Source organism: Ruminococcus sp. AF17-12, from assembly GCF_003479245.1.
In the GTDB taxonomy this organism is placed as follows: Bacteria; Bacillota; Clostridia; order Lachnospirales; family Lachnospiraceae; genus Blautia_A; species Blautia_A fusiformis.
Window position 1 is genome coordinate 21,167 of sequence record NZ_QUGY01000019.1, and the last position, 16,981, is coordinate 38,147.

Below are 16,981 nucleotides of genomic sequence, written 5' to 3' on the forward strand. Positions count from 1 at the left end.
CATGAAGATGCAGTGGAAGATCGGAAATGTGGAGATACCGAACCCCTTTGTGCTTGCACCGATGGCAGGGGTTACGGATCTGGCATTTCGAAGACTTTGCAAGGAGCAGGGTGCAGGCCTGATCTGTATGGAAATGGTCAGTGCCAAGGCGATTTCTTTTCATAATAAGAATACAGAGGCGCTGATGGAGATCGATCCCGGGGAGCATCCGGTATCCATGCAGCTTTTCGGCAGCGAGCCGGACCTTATGGCAGAGGTGGCAAAAAGCATTGAGGAGCGTCCCTTTGACATTCTCGATATCAATATGGGATGTCCGGTTCCCAAGGTGGTAAATAATGGCGAGGGCTCAGCTCTTCTGAAGGATCCTCAGCTGATCGAAGAGATCGTCCGCAGTGTTTCCGGAGCAGTTTCCAAGCCGGTAACGGTGAAGGTCCGCATTGGCTTTGATGAAAATACGCCGGTGGATGTGGTGGAGATCGCAAAACGGGTGGAGGATGCCGGTGCAGCAGCCATCGCAGTTCATGGAAGGACCAGACAGCAGTATTATTCCGGTCAGGCGGACTGGGATGCTATCCGCAGGGTGAAGGAAGCGGTGACTATTCCGGTGATAGGAAACGGAGATATCGTTTCACCGGAAACTGCAGAAGCCATGTTTAAAGAGACTGGCTGCGATGCGGTGATGATCGGCCGTGCAGTACGTGGGAACCCGTGGATCTTCCGGGAGCTGAACCACTATTTCCACACCGGGGAAAAGCTTTCCAGACCAACCGCAGAGGAAGTCTGCGAGATGATCCTGCGCCATGCCGAAGATCAGATCGCGATAAAGGGTGAGTATATCGGGATCCGCGAAATGCGGAAGCATGTAGCCTGGTATACAGCCGGTATGCGGCACAGTGCGGGAATCCGGAGAGAATCTAATAATATTTCAAGCTATGAAGAATTGAAAAAGCTTACAGACATGGTACTGGAGCGATAAAAGAGAAAAGTATGTCGGAGAAAACGAAACGTTCTATTGACAAGGAACGGGGCGCGTGCTACAGTCAGTTAGCGGGAATCCGCAGAAAGTTTTTTGTTTTACAGGAGAAAAATAATGGCAGATAAAATAGCAGTTTTAATTCCTTGCTACAACGAAAGCAAGACGGTAGCAAAGGTTATCCGCGATATGAAAAAAGCACTTCCGGAAGCTGTGATCTACGTATATGATAATAACTCTACAGATGGAACAGACGAGATCGCCAGAAAAGAAGGGGCAGTTGTCCGTTATGAGTATCAGCAGGGAAAAGGAAACGTGATCCGCAGTATGTTTCGGGATATCGATGCGCAGTGTTATCTTATGGTAGATGGTGACGATACTTATCCGGCAGAGTTTGCAGCTGAAATGTGCAGCAAGGTTCTGGAGAAAGGCACAGACATGGTAGTTGGTGACCGCCTTTCTTCTACATATTTTACAGAGAACAAGAGACCTTTCCACAACTTTGGAAACAGCATCGTAAGAGGTTCCATTAACCGTCTTTTCAAAAGCAACATCAAGGATATCATGACAGGTTACCGTGCCATGAGTTACCGCTTTGTAAAAACATTCCCGGTACTTTCCAGGAATTTTGAGATCGAGACAGAGATGACGATCCACGCCATCGATAAGAACATGCAGGTTGAGAATGTAGTCATTGAATATCGTGACAGGCCGGAGGGAAGTGAGTCCAAGCTGAATACTTATGCAGATGGATTTAAGGTCCTGAAGACTATTGTGAAAATGTTCAAGAATTACAAGCCGCTGGAGTTCTTCTCCCTTATCGCAGCAGTGCTGTTTGTGGTGGGAATGGTATTCTTTATTCCGGTGCTGGTACATTTTCTGGAGGTTGGGACAGTGGAAAAGATCCCGACACTGATCGTCAGCGGGTTTGTGATCCTGACAGCTATCATCTGCTGGTTTTCCGGGATCATCCTTTCTACACTGGTCAATCAGCATAAACAGGATTTTGAGTATCAGACACAGATGGTGACTAATCGTTATAAAGATCTTTTTCCGGAGAAGAAATAAGGAATCAGACCGGGTAGGATAATACAGAAAAGCCGTGTTGAAATCTGAGATTTCGCGCGGCTTTTTTTGCATATTTCAGGGACCCTTTTTCGACGTGGAATGCTTGACAATACTGGGGCTTTTCGGTATAATACAGGAATTGTGAATATCCTGAGATTTTTACGCTCTTTTTTAGAAAAAAGAGCTCTTGGGAATGGTAGCAACAGAAATATCCGAAGCTGTATTTTTTTCAGAAAAAACAGCACGGTTTTGAAAGGAAGTAAGGCAAAATGGAAGAAGCAAAGAAGAACTTACTCACATACGCAGGACTTAGAAAACTGGAAGACGAGCTGCACGATCTGAAAGTTGTTAAGAGAAAAGAAGTAGCAGGAAAGATCAAAGAGGCTAGAGAGCAGGGAGACCTTTCTGAGAACGCAGAGTACGATGCAGCAAAGGATGAGCAGAGAGATATCGAGGCACGTATCGAGGAGATCGAGAAGATCCTCAAGAACGCTGAGGTTGTAGTAGAGGACGAAGTCGATCTTGACAGAATCAGCGTAGGCTGCAAGGTTAAGGTTCATGATTATGAATTTGAGGAAGATATGGAGCTGAAGATCGTAGGTTCCACAGAGGCTAACAGCCTTGAGGGAAAGATCTCCAATGAGTCTCCGGTAGGTAAAGCACTGATCGGTGCACACACCAACGATATCGTTGAGGTTGAGATGCCGTCCGGAATCATGAAATACAAGGTTCTTGAGATCCAGAGAAACGTATAAAGCAGACAACGGAGCGGATCGCACAGATCCGCTTGAACGACAGATAGATTAAGGAGGCCAACAAGTGGCAGAGCAGAAGAAGCAGGATGTAAACCAGCTGCTTAAGGTACGTCGTGACAAACTGGCAGACCTTCAGGCAAATGGCAGGGACCCGTTTCAGATCACAAAATTTGATCAGACACATCATTCCCTTGAGGTAAAGAATCTCTATGAAGCACATGAGGCAGAGCTTCTCAAAGATCGCAAGGAGCTTGATGTAACAGGTCTTGATGAAGAGCAGGCAAAAGAGGCTCAGAAGAAGGATTATGAAGAAAGAAGAAGCATCATGGACGCAAGCCCGATCCATGTATCGATCGCAGGACGTATGATGTTCAAGCGTGTAATGGGAAAAGCTTCTTTCTGCAATATCCAGGATTTACAGGGTAACATTCAGGTTTATGTGGCAAGAGATGCCATTGGAACCGATTCCTATGCAGATTTCAAGAAATCTGATATCGGTGATATTTTTGGTCTGGAGGGATTTGCTTTCAGAACAAGAACAGGTGAGATCTCCATTCATGCAGAGAAGATGACTCTTCTTTCCAAGAGCTTACAGATCCTTCCTGAGAAATTCCACGGACTGACAGATACAGATACCCGTTATCGTCAGAGATATGTGGATCTTATCATGAACCAAGACAGCAAGAATGTATTTATCAAACGTTCCCAGATCCTTAAGGAGATCCGTAACTTCCTTGCAGGACGTGACTTCATGGAAGTTGAGACACCAATGCTGGTTTCCAACGCAGGCGGTGCAGCTGCAAGACCATTCGAGACACATTACAACGCACTGAACGAAGACGTTAAGCTTCGTATTTCCCTGGAGCTTTATCTTAAGAGACTGATCGTAGGCGGACTTGAGAGAGTTTACGAGATCGGCCGTGTATTCCGTAATGAGGGTGTTGATACCCGTCACAATCCGGAGTTCACTCTGATGGAGCTTTATCAGGCATATACTGATTATGAGGGAATGATGGAGCTGACAGAGTCCATGTTCCGTTACCTTGCAGAGAAGGTCTGCGGTTCCACAAAGATTTCCTACAATGGTATCGAGATCGATCTTGGAAAGCCTTTCGCACGTCTGACCATGAACGATGCCATCAAGAAATATGCAGGAATCGACTTTGACGAAGTAGCAGATGATGAGGCAGCCAAGAAGCTTGCTGACGAGCATCATATCGAGTATGAGGATCGTCATAAGAAGGGTGATATCATCAACCTCTTCTTCGAGGAGTACTGTGAGAAAGAGCTGATCCAGCCGACATTTATCATGGATCATCCGATCGAGATCTCTCCGCTGACCAAGAAGAAACCTTCCGATCCGAACAAGGTAGAGCGTTTTGAGCTCTTTATCAATACATGGGAAATGTGTAATGCATATTCCGAGCTCAACGACCCGATCGATCAGAGAGAGCGTTTCAAAGCACAGGATGCTCTTGCAGACGCAGGTGATGAGGAAGCCAACCACACAGATGAAGACTTCCTGAATGCACTGGAGATCGGTATGCCGCCAACAGGTGGTATCGGATACGGAATCGACCGTCTCGTTATGCTCCTGACAGACAGCCAGGCAATTCGTGACGTACTTCTGTTCCCGACAATGAAGTCCCTGGACGCTGATAAGAAAGCTTCCAAGACTTCCGAAGCAGCTCCGGCAGCTGCAGAAGTGAAAGCTGAGCCTGAAAAGATTGATTTTTCTAAGGTAAAGATTGAGCCTTTGTTTGAGGAAGCAGTTGATTTTGACACATTCAGCAAGTCAGATTTCCGTGCAGTAAAGGTTAAAGAGTGTGTTGCAGTACCGAAGTCAAAGAAACTGTTACAGTTTACGCTTGATGACGGAACAGGCACAGACAGAACCATTTTAAGCGGTATTCATAGCTTTTATGAGCCTGAAGAACTGGTTGGAAAGACGCTTATCGCTATCACAAATCTTCCACCGAGAGCTATGATGGGCATTGACTCTTGCGGTATGCTCCTCAGTGCTATCCACGAAGAAGAAGGCGAAGAAAAGCTCCATCTTCTGATGGTTGATGACCATATTCCAGCAGGTGCAAAGCTCTATTAAGATGATGTAAAGATGTACCGTTTTACCGAATAGACGGGACGTACTTCATTTGATAAAAAAATAAAAAACAGCGATTTACATCAAACTTACATCATTTGATGCAGAAATCGGTGCAAGCAAGAAAAAATCGCATAATTAGTACAATGAGTGGGCAATTCCAATCGGGATTGCCCATTTTTTAAACAAACAAAAATACATATCGAAATTTACAGGAGAAATATATATGGTTGGAAGAATTTATCATGTAGGACTAACGGTTTCTGATTTGGAACGCTCAATTGCATTCTACAGAGATGTCCTTGGGCTTGAGTTTCAAGGAGAGATTTTTATGGAAGGCGAAGAAACAGATAAAATGTTTCGTAGAGTAAATTGCAAAGCAAGGGTCGCTTATTTGAATGGCTCCAAGGCTGTTGAAGCACCGCCAGTTGAGCTGATTCAGTTTGTAAACAACGAAGTAAAGAAAGTTCCCTCTGATTTGTTTACAACATCTATCTCGGAAGTATGTTTCTACACAGATGATATTGATTCTGCTTACAAACATCTCGTAGATAATAATGTGGAGTGCTTGTCTGAACCGCAGTATTTCGATTTTAGAGCAGATGGATTTGGGGAAAGTAGAGCTTTTTATTTTAGAGACCCGGATGGAATCATTCTTGAGATGATGCAGCCGCTTTAATGAAAAATGGTAAGTACAGGAAAGTGGCAACTTTCAGTTTGTCTGGTTGTCCTTTGAGAGGGGAGAAATCCTTTTCTCAAAGGGCTTTTTCTATTTATACGGATATTCGCAAACTACAAGACAAAGCTAAAACTTCATATATTCTAAGCACAAGGAGGCCCCGGTTTGGCTATGAATAACAGTTTAGCAGAAGTACATCCGGAACTTGTTTCGGAGTGGTCGGAGAAAAACTTACCGCTTGGGCAAATATGAAAAGAGGCTGAAGAATAATACCTTTGAAAATTACAAATATATGTACAATACTTTTGTGCGACCAGTGATTGGAAGTAAAAGAATATCAACGCTGAAGAAATCGGATATTAAGAAATACTACAATTATCTTGTTGATGAAAGAAATTTGAAGCCTTCAACGATTGATAATATACATACGGTTCTTCATCAGGTTTTACAGATTGCTGTCGATGATGACTTTATCAGAAATAACCCGTCAGATAATGTGTTGAGAGAATTGAAAAAAGCACATTGTTTTCAGTCGGAAAAGCGTAGAGCGTTGACGAAACCGGAGCAGGAGCTATTTCTGAATTTCCTGAAAACCCACCCTGTATATGAACACTGGTATCCGGTCTTTGCAGTAATGATAGGAACTGGACTTCGTGTGGGGGAAGTAACTGGATTGAGATGGTGTGATATTGATATGGAAAGTGGAATGATTGATGTTAATCATACTCTTGTATATTATGACCACAGAACCGAGGGAAGTAAAAGTGGCTGTTATTTCAATGTAAATACAACGAAGACTCCGGCGAGTATGAGGTAGGTTCCAATGCTCGGTTTTGTGAAAGAAGCATTGGAACATGAGAAACAGAAGCAGGAAGATTTAGGACTTCATTGCGAGGTCACGATTGACGGATATACAGATTTTATTTTCATCAATCGTTTTGGTCAGGCACAGCACCAAGCCACACTCAACAAAGCAATCCGAAGAATTATCCGTGATTGCAATGATGAGCAGTTTTTGTACAGTGATGAACCTGATGTGTTACTTCCTCATTTTAGCTGCCACTCGCTTAGACATACATTTACAACAAGAATGTGTGAAGCTGGAGTAAATATAAAGGTCATTCAAGACGCACTCGGACATTCAGATATTTCAACTACACTGAACATCTATGCTGATGTTACAAAAGAAATGAAAGCGGAAGAGTTCAAAGGATTGGATAGCTACTTCAAAGTATAATATTGGACTTCACATACAGAAAGAGAACATACAGAGTGTTGTGTGTTCTTTTTTTCGTTGGATAAAAAGAGAAATGCTTGAATGGGATATCTTTATGTATCTTTAAACGCCCAAATTAGAAATATTACTCTTCTTCACTCTTCTTCAACTTCGAATAATAACTATCCGCAGTATAAAGCGCCGCCACCGGATTATGCCCCAATACACGGTCTTTCGTCACTGCTGTCGTAGTCAGTGCCTCGGAATATTTGTAAAACAGACTGTCATGCCCCACACAAAGTCCGACCACAACATTCAGGTCCGTCTTCGCCTTGTTCAGAAGCTTTGCCTGCAGGATCGGATTACACATATTCACACCGACACCTTCGCAGCATTCCGGGATGCCGACCGATGTCTTCTTCTGTGTTCCGGCTTTACAGCCGACACCATACACCTCAAAGCCATGTCTGCGCAGGATATCTGCCAGGATACGGCTTTCTTTCAACAATCCGACACAGGTTGCGATCCCGATCTTTTTCGCATTAATCTTCTTTGCAAAATCCATGATTTCTTCGACACGGGTATGTTTGCAGTAATTCTCATACTCTACTTCAGCTGCAGCGATTGTTACTTTGCGGTTCTCGTCTTCATTGTAGCATTCCATAGCTTCATTTAGAACTTCTTCATCCATGTGTGTTGTCAGACAGAAATCCGGATAGATTTTATCCATTTTGTTGCAGTTTTTTACTGCGCAGTCGATACAGGATATGGCTTCTTTTTTCATTTTTTCACTCTCCTTTTGTATACCTTGGTATCTACAGAGGCCTGCCACTGGCAGATTCTCTAGATTAAGCTTTACTTTGTAAAATATCCTCTATTTACTTCATAATAACAAATACTTATACTACAGACAATGGTTTTCCGTTTTTATTTTCTTATTTTTTGTAGTTCTTTTCTATGAGAAACGTTCCCCGATTCAGGGTTGATTTGTCATGAATTGTTGATTCTGATTTTTGAAAAATTATTGAAAATTATCTTTTTAAACTTGAAGATATATAACAGTCTCTCTGATAGACCATCATCTTTGGATTTATACTATCATGTATAGGTTATTTCGTCAATCAAAACATTTATCCACTTCCCTCATTTCAATCCTAGCTCTTTCAATACCTCAGCCGAATACTAGCTACATGGAAGCCAATAAACCATGCAACGGCGGTTCTTTTATTCGCCAGTATATGCAATTTCTATCTCATAGCCGCCGTTCTCATAGTAGGCGTGGGAAAAATAGTATCTTATTGTTATTTCTGAAATATAAAATTTGAATCATAAAACTTCTTTCCCTCTCAAATCCATTTTTACCAAACCAACTACTAACAATCCAATAAAAATTGCCGTGTCCACAAATAACAGTACAACAACACTTTTTACCACTCCGAAAGTAAAAAGTATGGAGAAGATTTCCACTGACAACACAATAAAACACATATAATTTGTCAAATACTCTGTTATAATTTCTCCATAATAATTGTTCATCTGCAATTTCGCATAGATAAAAGGTTTTAATAAATAACGGATTATGATACATATAACAGGACAAATAAAAATCCAGTTTTTATTAACTAGGGATGTTGCCACTCCTTTACTCCATTGTACTGGAATTTCTGTCGGCAACTTAGAATAAGACAAAGCCCCAATAATCAAGCATAGTGCGGTAATCATAGTCCAGGTAAGCATACTTCCCCATATATACAAAAAGCTGACGGAATCCAGTTTGAAAACAGTTCGATTATCTTTCCAATAGTCACGCAAATCTGTTACATATTGTTCTACCTGTAATTTTTCATAACTAATACTTTCTTCATCCAGCATTTTTTCGCACATGAGTTTCGCCTTATTCAAATCAGTAATCTGATTTTTTAATACTTCCTTTTGCTTCTCAAGCATTTCCTGCAATGTTACTTTTTCGGATATAATACTTCGTATATCTTCAATAGAAATTCCCAATGTACGTAGATATGCAATCTTCTTTATATTTTCCACATCATTTTCAGAATAATCTCTATAACCATTACTTTCATTTCTCGAAGGCTCAATAAGTTTTTCCTTTTCATAAAAACGGATATTAGAACGGGATAAACCTGTTCGCTCTTCTACGTCTTTTATAGTCATATTATGCCCTCCTTTCGAGCAACTCTATTTTACTTAATAATAAGCTATAAACAAGGTTTACAGTCAAGCATTTATCAAAAAACTATAGTTGTTGATAAGGACATGAAAAGCTGTCCAAAATAGAAGGTGAACCGGATTGCTGCTCCGACTCAATCTTCCACGTGGAATACATCTTCCACCAGCATATTAAAGTATTTTGATATCCGCAGCATAAATTCGGCAGATGGGGTGCTGTCCCCACGTTTTATCCTGCCAACAGTTTTGGTGCTGTATCCGATAGCAGCGGCAAGGTCATCCTGGTAAATGCCACGCTGTTCCCGGATTTCTCTGATATTATTGGTAACTGCCATAAAAATCCCTTCTTTCAGTTCTATAGATATTTTCTTATTGTCAATTATGCAAAATAATGTGTCCAATAAAAAGGACTTGCAATTTTATCGGCAATGCTTTATCGGCAAGCCCTGCAAAGGGGCCTGAAAGTACTCCTGAATAAATGAAGGCAGCGGAATTATGAAAAGTGGATAACTCTTTTTCGGGACTTATGATGATTGGAAGATGTTTTTTTATTTTCTCTGTTTTGCACAGGATCTTATAAGATCTTATCCGGTCTGACTTCTCGCAATGTCCTGTAATAGCAGAAGCATCAGATTTTCCAAGAACTTTTCCAAATATGTCTAAGCGGTCATTTTCACTAACCTTGATAGGTGCATACTTTTCATTAAGAGAGATAAGGAAAATTCCGTCTTTATCGTTTTGTAATTTCTTAATATAGGCTTCTCCGTTAAGAGCGAAGATGCCGATTTCTCCATTAGCAACAGATTCCTGTTGTAATTGTTGAGCCGGAGACAGCTGAATCTGAAACAGAGGAAGCGGAGACAGAAGAACCGGAAGAAACAGAATCCGAATTTCAGGATGGACTTTCTGAATCCGAGTTTGATGCCGCATTAGAGGAATCCGAAACGGAAAATACAACCGATGCAGAATCCGGGCTGACACTCAGCGATGTTCTGGAGCAGGCAGGGGAACAGGATATTGACCTGATAGCAATGGAAGATGGGGAAACCGTTTCATTCACCGCAGTCAATACCAGTACAAGAGCAACCCAGGACGTGAATGTGACAAGAGGGACTGCATACTATTATGCAGACTACGGTTTGGGCTCCTATGTAACCTATAAATATACCGTTAAATTTGGAAATGTGTCTGCAACTGCCTACTGTGTGCAGCCATCCAAAGCGGGACCTGGGGATGGTGTTTACAAGATCACCAAACTGGGTGACAGCAAAGCACTGGCAAAAGTGTGCTACTACGGTACCAAAGCATCCGGTGAAAATGGATTTTTTTCTGAGAAACATCCTGATTTTTCAGCCGGAAAACAGTTTATCATTGTCCATCTGGCAGCATCCTATGCAAATAACAGCGGTGACGCTTTTTCTGGTACGAATGCAACCGGACAGGCTCTGGCAATGGAACTCTACAATTACTGCATGAGCCAGCCGGAGATCCCGGAAGTGGACATGAGTTTCTCCAATGCAGATGTTACCGCATATATCAGTGGCAACAGCCAGAGAACAGAAGAGATCACCTTCAAGGCATCCGAACTGCAGACCATCACCATGAAACTGCCGTCCGGTGTCAGACTGCATAATGTGACAACCGGAAAGACCAGCAGTGTAGGTGCATCCGTGGAAATCTGCGGCGGTACCAAATTTTATTTATCCGCACCGCTGACACAGGCTGTGGATGTCAAAGGGGAATGGTCTTCCACCATGAAAGGAAGCATCATCAAAGACTACTCCGCTTATAAGATCACCACCGGAAGCGAGACACAGGACCTTGCCCTGGTATTTGGCGAGGGCGTGACCGATGAGAAATATGTGGATTTTAAAGTTTCATGGGTAAAACAGGCAACTCTAGAAATCGTAAAAAAGGACCGCAAGAGCAACAAAGCCATCGCAGGTGCAGTCTATGGCGTTTACAGTGACAAGGACGGAAAGAACCTGATCACGAAGATGCCGGCCACAGATGACAACGGAGCTTCCAGCGTTACGATCACAAAAACACAGGATACCGTATACCTGAAAGAGATCTCCGTACCAAACGGATACCTGCTGGACACTAAGGCTTACGATGTGAACCTGGTCATCGGCGGCACTGTAAAACAGACCGTTACTGATGCTGAACAGATGGCAAGCCTGACTGTTTATAAATTAGGGGAAGTTCTGACTGGGGCAAAGGTAACTGATGATGGTGTTTCCTTTGTTTATACCGAGCAGAAACAGAAAGGTGCGGTTTATAACGTTTATGCCGCGTCGGACATTGTATCCGCAGACGGAACAGTAGTCTACAAAAAAGACGCATTAGTCAAAGCCGGACTTACCACCGGAGATGACGGAAGTGCCACACTGGATAATCTATATCTGGGAAAATATGTAGTAAAAGAAATGCAGGCACCACAAAATCTGGTATGCACAGGCGAAAGCCAGGAGATCACCCTTTCCTATGCTGGAAGCAACGTAGAAAAGGTCATGGGAAGCGTGACATTCAAAAATGACCGCCAGAAAGCAAGCGTAAGTGTATACAAGCAGGATAAGGAAACCAGGAAATACCTTCCGGGCGGCACTTATGGTCTGTATGCCGGAAATGACATCAAAGCAGCGGACGGAACCATTGTGGTCAAGAAAGATACTCTCATTGAGAAAGCAGTGACCGGAATAGACGGAAAAGCCATATATCAGGCAGACCTGCCGATAGCCAACAGCTACTACATGAAAGAGCTGGGTGCACCAGCTGGATATGTGAGAAACGGCGAGGATGTGTACTCCTTTACCTTCCAGTACACAACAGACAAAGAGGCAACGGTTTCTTTCAACCATACGTTCCAGAATGAGCGGATCAATGCGAAGATCAAACTGGTAAAAGAGGATTCCGAAACCGGAAAGACCGCACAGGGAGATGCAACCCTTGAGGGTGCTGTTTACGGATTGTATGCCCGTGAAGATATCGTACATCCAGATGGACAGACAGGTGTTCTTTACCCGGCAGGAACACAGATTGCAACCCTGACTACGGATACAGAGGGAAATGCAGAAGTCGCAGACCTCTATCTCGGAAAGTATTACGTTAAAGAACTGACTCCGCCTGTCGGATATCTGGCAGACCCGGGAGAACATGATCTGGAGTGTAATGACGAGGGAGATCTGGTTCAGACGGTAGAACGTACCGTAACTTCTCTGGAAGATGTGATCAAACAGCCGTTTCAGATCATCAAAGCCGCCAACAACGGAAAGACCGATGCCGATCTGTTAAAAGGTGTGGGATTCAGTGCATATCTGGAGAGCAGCCTGAAGAAAAATAAGGACGGTTCCTATGATTTTACATCCGCTACTCCGGTCGTGCTGACTGCAGACGGACAGACAGAAATGTTCACGGATGAGCGTGGATATGCATGCTCCATTCCGCTTGCATACGGGACTTACATTGTAAGAGAAACCACCACACCGCACAACTTCAAACCAGTTGATGATTTCAAAGTTGTGATTTCAGAGAACAATCCAGAGAAACCGCAGGTATGGCGTGTGCTTCTGGACGAAGAGTTTGAAGCAAAATTAAAAATCGTCAAAAAAGATGACGAGACAAAGAAATCTGTTCTGGTTCCGAATACTGAATTTAAAGTATACGATCTGGATAACAAGAAATATGTAGAACAAGTGACTACTTATCCATCCACTACGGTACATAAATCCTATTTTACGGATGAAAACGGATACCTGATCCTGCCACAGAATCTGGCTTGTGGAAATTACCGCATCGAAGAAGTGACTGCACCAGATGGATATACCCACAGCACCAATACCGTGGAAATCAAGGTAGACAGTGATACCGCATACCAGGAAGATCCGGTCAGCGGTGACCTAATCATCGAGGTGGATTTTGAGAACCACCCAGCTAAGGGCAGACTGACCATCCGCAAAGAAGGCGAAGTAGTCAAAGGTTTTGATAAAGACTTTACTTATGAGGAAGCCAGCCTTGCAGGAGCCGTGTTTGAAGTTTACGCCTCCGAGGATATCTATACCGCAGACCATCAGACAGATGAGAACGGCAACCGTTATCTGGAATATGCCAAGGACACACTGGTGGCAACGGTAACGACCGATGAAACCGGAAGTGCCGTAATCGAGAATCTTCCGCTCGGAAAATACCGTGTAGAAGAGAAAAAAGCACCGGAAGGATACACCTGGAATGCCAAAGGAGAAAAGGTAACCTTTACCTATGCCGGACAGGATACCCCGGTTGTAGACGAAGAAGTGACATTTACCAATGAACGCCAGAAGGTAAGCATCACCGTGGAAAAACAGGATGCAGAAACCGGAAGCGTGGTAGCTGGAGCCGTCTTTGGTCTTTATAATAAGAATGAGATCAAATCCGGTGACAATGTAATCGTGAAAGCGGACACCTTATTACAGGAGATTACAAGCGATGAAAAGGGACAGGCACACTTCACCCTGGACCTGCCGCTTGGAACTTATTATGTAAAAGAAATTTCTGCACCGGACGGTTTTGTATCCTCTGATGAGGTACTGGAATTTGATGCCACCTATCAGGGACAAGACATCCAGACCATTAAACTGAAATCGATTAAGAAGAACCAGCCGACGACCATCGAGGTGACAAAATCCGATCTGACAACAGGCGTGGAGTTGAACGGAGCATCCCTTTCTGTTCTGGATGAGGATGGAAACGTGATCGACAGCTGGACTTCCGTAAAGGATGAGCCTCATGTGATCAAATATCTGACTGTTGGAAAAACCTATATCCTCCGTGAATCCCTTGCACCGCTTGGTTATTTAAAGACTACGGATGTGAAATTCACCATCGAGGATACCGCAGAAATACAGAAAGTGGAAATGCAGGACCATGTACCGAAAGCACTGCTGATCGTAAACAAGAAGGGCGAATTTCTCGATAAGATCACCCTGCTGGATAACGTCAAAGGTGTTGTGGAACATTTCTTTGAGTACATTACAGGAAGCCTGACAGACGTTACCTTCGAAATCCGTGCTGCCGAAGATATCAAAGCAGCTGATGGCGTAAGCCCGGACTATTATTCCAAGGACGAACTGGTAGCAACTGTAACTACCGATGCAAACGGTGTTGCAGAAGTATCTGACCTTCCGGTTGGAAAATATTATGTCAAAGAGGTAGGCACAGCATATGGTTATATCCTGGATGAAGAACCACGATATGTAGATCTTTCCTACCGCGATCAGGATACCCCGGTTGTCGTATACGATGAGGACTGGCAGAACAACCGCCAGAAGGTGAAAGTGAACGTCCTGAAGAAAGAAAAGGATACCGACCGTGTATTAAAAGGCGGCATCTTTGGATTGTACACTAGGAACGACATCCTGTCCGCATCTGGAAAGGTGCTGATGGAAGCAGATACCCTGATCGAGTTAAAAACAACAGATGTAGATGGAAAGATTTCCTTTATTGCAGACCTGCCGATTGACGGAACCTATTATGTGAAGGAGCTGTATGCACCGGATGGATTTGTTACCACCGGAGAAGAACAGGAATTTGTTTTCGAGTACCAGGGGGATAAAGAAGCAGAAGCATCCTATGAATTTGTATTTGAAGATGAGCCGACAACCGTGGAGCTTTCCAAAACCGATCTGACCACGGGCGAGGAACTGCCGGGAGCTAGATTACAGCTGACGGATGAAAACGGGGCTGTTGTTGAGGAATGGACATCCACCAAGGAGCCGCACATCATCAAAGAACTGGTCGTAGGAAAATCTTACACCCTGACAGAAACCAAGCCGGCCGATGGATATGCCACTGCGGAAAGCATCACATTCACCGTAGAGAATACTGCAGAGATCCAGAAACAGGTAATGGAAGATGATGTGACCAAAGTGGAGATCAGCAAAACGGATATTACCGGAGATAATGAGATCGAAGGAGCCAAACTGACCATCACAGATGAAAATGGCAATATCGTAGAAACCTGGACTTCCGGTAAAGAGCCGCATTATATCGAAAAACTTCCAATCGGTAAATACACCCTGAAAGAAGAGCAGGCTCCAAACGGTTATGTCGTTTCGGAAGAGATCACCTTCGAGGTGGCAGACATCGCAGAGATCCAGAAGGTAGCCATGAAAGATGATACCGCAAAGGGACGTTTGATCATTGAGAAAACGGACAAGGATACCGGAGCTGCACTGAAAGGTGCGGAATTTGAATTGAGGGATGCCGATGGAAAAGTGGTAGAAACCCTGACCACTGATGAAAACGGTCATGCAACCAGCGGACTGCTTGCAATCGGAACTTATAAGGATGGCAAATTTGATAAGGCAGCCACTTATTATCTGGTTGAGACCAAAGCACCGGAAGGATATCAGCTGGATGAGACCAAGCATGAAGTGACATTTACTTATGTAGATGACAAAACCCCAGTGATTGAAGTCATCCAGAAAGTGACGAACGAGAAGCTGCCGGAGGACACCCCGTCTGTAAGTAACCCGAAAACAGGCGATGACACCAACCTCTGGATTCCGGCCCTGTGCCTGATCCTTTCCACAGGCGGTCTGATCGGCATGAGTGTGGCATCCAGAAGAAAGAAGAAAAAAGGGGGGCAGATAGGCTGAAACAATTATATTTTGCGTATGGAAGCAACATGGATCTGGACCAGATGGCATATCGGTGCCCAAAGGCGGAGGTGGTAGAAACCGTCCGCCTGGAGGGGTATCGGCTGACCTTTGCAGCCGCAGGAAGCGGTCTTGCCACCATCTTCCCGGAAGAGGAAAGCCATGTGGACGGCGTCCTCTGGTCACTGACCGGGGACTGCGAAAAGAGCCTGGATCTTTATGAAGGCTATCCTGATTTTTACGACAAACAGGAAATCACCGTCAAGAATAAAGGCGGAAGAGAGATCAAAGCCATTGTCTATATCATGACAAAAGATTACATGCAGAACTTTAATCCGCCCGGACGGTCGTACCTGACCGGAATCTTAAAGGGCTGCAGACAGAACCAGATTCCGACAGAGCCGATCCTGAAAGCAGCCAGAAAACCGCCTGTGCCGGGACAGACGCAGAAAAGCCAGCCAAAGAAGCAGAGGAAAGCCGGACAGGAACGATGAAAATCGCGAAAAAACTTTTTCAAACGGTATGCCTTGCAGCACTTTCCTTAAGTGCCGGGTTCCTGCTTTACCATATGGTATATCTCCCAATGGAGAACAAAAAGCTGGTGGCAGAGCTGAAAGGGAATTTCCCGGAGCCGGAAGCTCCGGGAGCCTCAGGATCTGAAAAGAAAGACCAACCAGCTGGGAGAAAATGCCCAGTGGCTGCGGTAGACCTTGTTTCTCTCCAGGAACAATACCCGGATGTGCAGGGATGGCTGACCATACCGGATACCGGGATTGATTACCCGGTGCTTCAGTCCGAACAGGAGAATGGGGAGTTTTACCTGAAACGGAATTACAAAAAGGAATATGACATCAACGGAAGCCTGTTTTTACAGGCAGACTGTAAAGTGTCCGAAAGCAGGAATCTCACCATTTACGGTCACAACATGAACAGCGGGGCGATGTTCGGAAACCTGGACTTATATGCAGGGGAAGATTATTATAACGCCCATCGTTTTGCTTATCTTCAGACAGAGGACGGCATTCAGGAGTATAAGATTGTCACGGTACTGAAAGCAGACCGGAATCTGTTCCCGTTCCAGCAGAAACTTCCAGATGTGGTGGCCGTGCAAGAGTACCTAAAAGTAGCCAAGCGGAGGGAAGTGTTCGAAACCGGAGATGATTACCTGAAGTGTATATACGATAAGGTTTTGACGCTCGTCACGTGTTCATATGAATGGAGCGGTGCCAGGAATATCGTCCTGGCGGTGCCGGTTTCCGGGGCAGTGTGGAGTCAGAAGTGTTCGTAAGTACCCGAAAAGTGCAGAAAATGAGACAAATAATGACCGCATGGACAGGGATGTGTTCAAAACAGGGGAGTATATAAAG

Annotated in this window: 12 protein-coding genes and 1 pseudogene; 9 read left to right on the forward strand and 4 right to left on the reverse strand. The window is 44.1% G+C overall.

Annotated features, from left to right (window positions below):
* The first annotated feature begins 1 nt into the window (after nucleotide 1).
* The 6 genes and pseudogenes from dusB to DWW77_RS18590 all read left to right on the forward strand — a co-directional run bounded on the left by dusB (nucleotide 2) and on the right by DWW77_RS18590 (nucleotide 6,813).
* On the forward strand, nucleotides 2–976 hold the full coding sequence (dusB, locus tag DWW77_RS16150; RefSeq protein ID WP_173776065.1) for a tRNA dihydrouridine synthase DusB: 975 nt from the start codon (nucleotides 2–4) through the stop codon (nucleotides 974–976).
* Nucleotides 977–1,090: 114 nt separating this feature from the next.
* A complete protein-coding gene (locus DWW77_RS16155; protein WP_015526721.1) occupies nucleotides 1,091–2,041 on the forward strand; it encodes a glycosyltransferase family 2 protein in 951 nt (316 codons plus the stop codon).
* Between the two features lie 269 nt (nucleotides 2,042–2,310).
* Nucleotides 2,311–2,796 carry a transcription elongation factor GreA gene (greA, locus tag DWW77_RS16160; protein WP_015526720.1) on the forward strand — a complete coding sequence of 162 codons (486 nt, stop codon included), beginning with the start codon at nucleotides 2,311–2,313 and terminating at the stop codon, nucleotides 2,794–2,796.
* 64 nt (nucleotides 2,797–2,860) lie between these two features.
* Nucleotides 2,861–4,900 (forward strand): lysine--tRNA ligase, encoded by a 2,040-nt coding sequence (gene lysS / locus DWW77_RS16165; RefSeq protein ID WP_118609127.1) that lies wholly within the window; start codon nucleotides 2,861–2,863, stop codon nucleotides 4,898–4,900.
* A 223-nt stretch (nucleotides 4,901–5,123) separates the two neighbouring features.
* Nucleotides 5,124–5,576: a VOC family protein gene (locus tag DWW77_RS16175; RefSeq protein WP_015517515.1), complete on the forward strand. Its 453-nt coding sequence runs from the start codon at nucleotides 5,124–5,126 to the stop codon at nucleotides 5,574–5,576.
* 292 nt (nucleotides 5,577–5,868) lie between these two features.
* Nucleotides 5,869–6,813, forward strand: a pseudogene (locus DWW77_RS18590) (tyrosine-type recombinase/integrase).
* 124 nt (nucleotides 6,814–6,937) lie between these two features.
* On the opposite strand, the gene DWW77_RS16190 reads toward DWW77_RS18590, so the two are convergent.
* The 4 genes from DWW77_RS16190 to DWW77_RS18400 all read right to left on the reverse strand — a co-directional run bounded on the left by DWW77_RS16190 (nucleotide 6,938) and on the right by DWW77_RS18400 (nucleotide 9,909).
* Nucleotides 6,938–7,576, reverse strand: coding sequence for a DUF1847 domain-containing protein (locus tag DWW77_RS16190; protein WP_118609129.1), 639 nt, complete (start codon nucleotides 7,574–7,576; stop codon nucleotides 6,938–6,940).
* A gap of 542 nt (nucleotides 7,577–8,118) precedes the next feature.
* Complete coding sequence (locus tag DWW77_RS16195) at nucleotides 8,119–8,964, reverse strand: MerR family transcriptional regulator (protein WP_118609130.1); 846 nt, start codon at nucleotides 8,962–8,964, stop codon at nucleotides 8,119–8,121.
* Nucleotides 8,965–9,113: 149 nt separating this feature from the next.
* Entirely contained in the window at nucleotides 9,114–9,314 is a 201-nt protein-coding gene (locus tag DWW77_RS16200; protein ID WP_118609131.1) for a helix-turn-helix transcriptional regulator, read from the reverse strand.
* A gap of 40 nt (nucleotides 9,315–9,354) precedes the next feature.
* Entirely contained in the window at nucleotides 9,355–9,909 is a 555-nt protein-coding gene (locus DWW77_RS18400; RefSeq protein ID WP_286188034.1) for a S24 family peptidase, read from the reverse strand.
* A gap of 101 nt (nucleotides 9,910–10,010) precedes the next feature.
* On the opposite strand from DWW77_RS18400, the gene DWW77_RS16210 reads away from it, so the two are divergent.
* The 3 genes from DWW77_RS16210 to DWW77_RS16220 are packed head-to-tail and all read left to right on the forward strand — an operon-like array spanning nucleotide 10,011 to nucleotide 16,902.
* Nucleotides 10,011–15,614, forward strand: coding sequence for a SpaA isopeptide-forming pilin-related protein (locus DWW77_RS16210; RefSeq protein ID WP_353616952.1), 5,604 nt, complete (start codon nucleotides 10,011–10,013; stop codon nucleotides 15,612–15,614).
* Nucleotides 15,530–16,108 (forward strand): gamma-glutamylcyclotransferase family protein, encoded by a 579-nt coding sequence (locus DWW77_RS16215; protein ID WP_502696236.1) that lies wholly within the window; start codon nucleotides 15,530–15,532, stop codon nucleotides 16,106–16,108. The genes DWW77_RS16210 and DWW77_RS16215 overlap by 85 nt, the downstream gene beginning before the upstream one ends.
* Nucleotides 16,105–16,902 carry a class B sortase gene (locus tag DWW77_RS16220; RefSeq protein WP_118609133.1) on the forward strand — a complete coding sequence of 266 codons (798 nt, stop codon included), beginning with the start codon at nucleotides 16,105–16,107 and terminating at the stop codon, nucleotides 16,900–16,902. Before DWW77_RS16215 ends, DWW77_RS16220 begins: the two co-directional genes overlap by 4 nt.
* The last annotated feature ends 79 nt before the right edge of the window (nucleotides 16,903–16,981 follow it).

Bases quoted from the DNA above. Each gene is read 5' to 3' on its own strand.
- dusB (WP_173776065.1), top strand. From the start codon at position 2: ATGAAGATGCAGTGGAAGATCGGAAATGTGGAGATACCGAACCCCTTT.
- DWW77_RS16155 (WP_015526721.1), top strand. From the start codon at position 1,091: ATGGCAGATAAAATAGCAGTTTTAATTCCTTGCTACAACGAAAGCAAG.
- greA (WP_015526720.1), top strand. From the start codon at position 2,311: ATGGAAGAAGCAAAGAAGAACTTACTCACATACGCAGGACTTAGAAAA.
- DWW77_RS16175 (WP_015517515.1), top strand. From the start codon at position 5,124: ATGGTTGGAAGAATTTATCATGTAGGACTAACGGTTTCTGATTTGGAA.
- DWW77_RS16190 (WP_118609129.1), bottom strand. From the start codon at position 7,576: ATGAAAAAAGAAGCCATATCCTGTATCGACTGCGCAGTAAAAAACTGC.
- DWW77_RS16195 (WP_118609130.1), bottom strand. From the start codon at position 8,964: ATGACTATAAAAGACGTAGAAGAGCGAACAGGTTTATCCCGTTCTAAT.
- DWW77_RS16200 (WP_118609131.1), bottom strand. From the start codon at position 9,314: ATGGCAGTTACCAATAATATCAGAGAAATCCGGGAACAGCGTGGCATT.
- DWW77_RS18400 (WP_286188034.1), bottom strand. From the start codon at position 9,909: ATGCGGCATCAAACTCGGATTCAGAAAGTCCATCCTGAAATTCGGATT.
- DWW77_RS16210 (WP_353616952.1), top strand. From the start codon at position 10,011: ATGGAAGATGGGGAAACCGTTTCATTCACCGCAGTCAATACCAGTACA.
- DWW77_RS16220 (WP_118609133.1), top strand. From the start codon at position 16,105: ATGAAAATCGCGAAAAAACTTTTTCAAACGGTATGCCTTGCAGCACTT.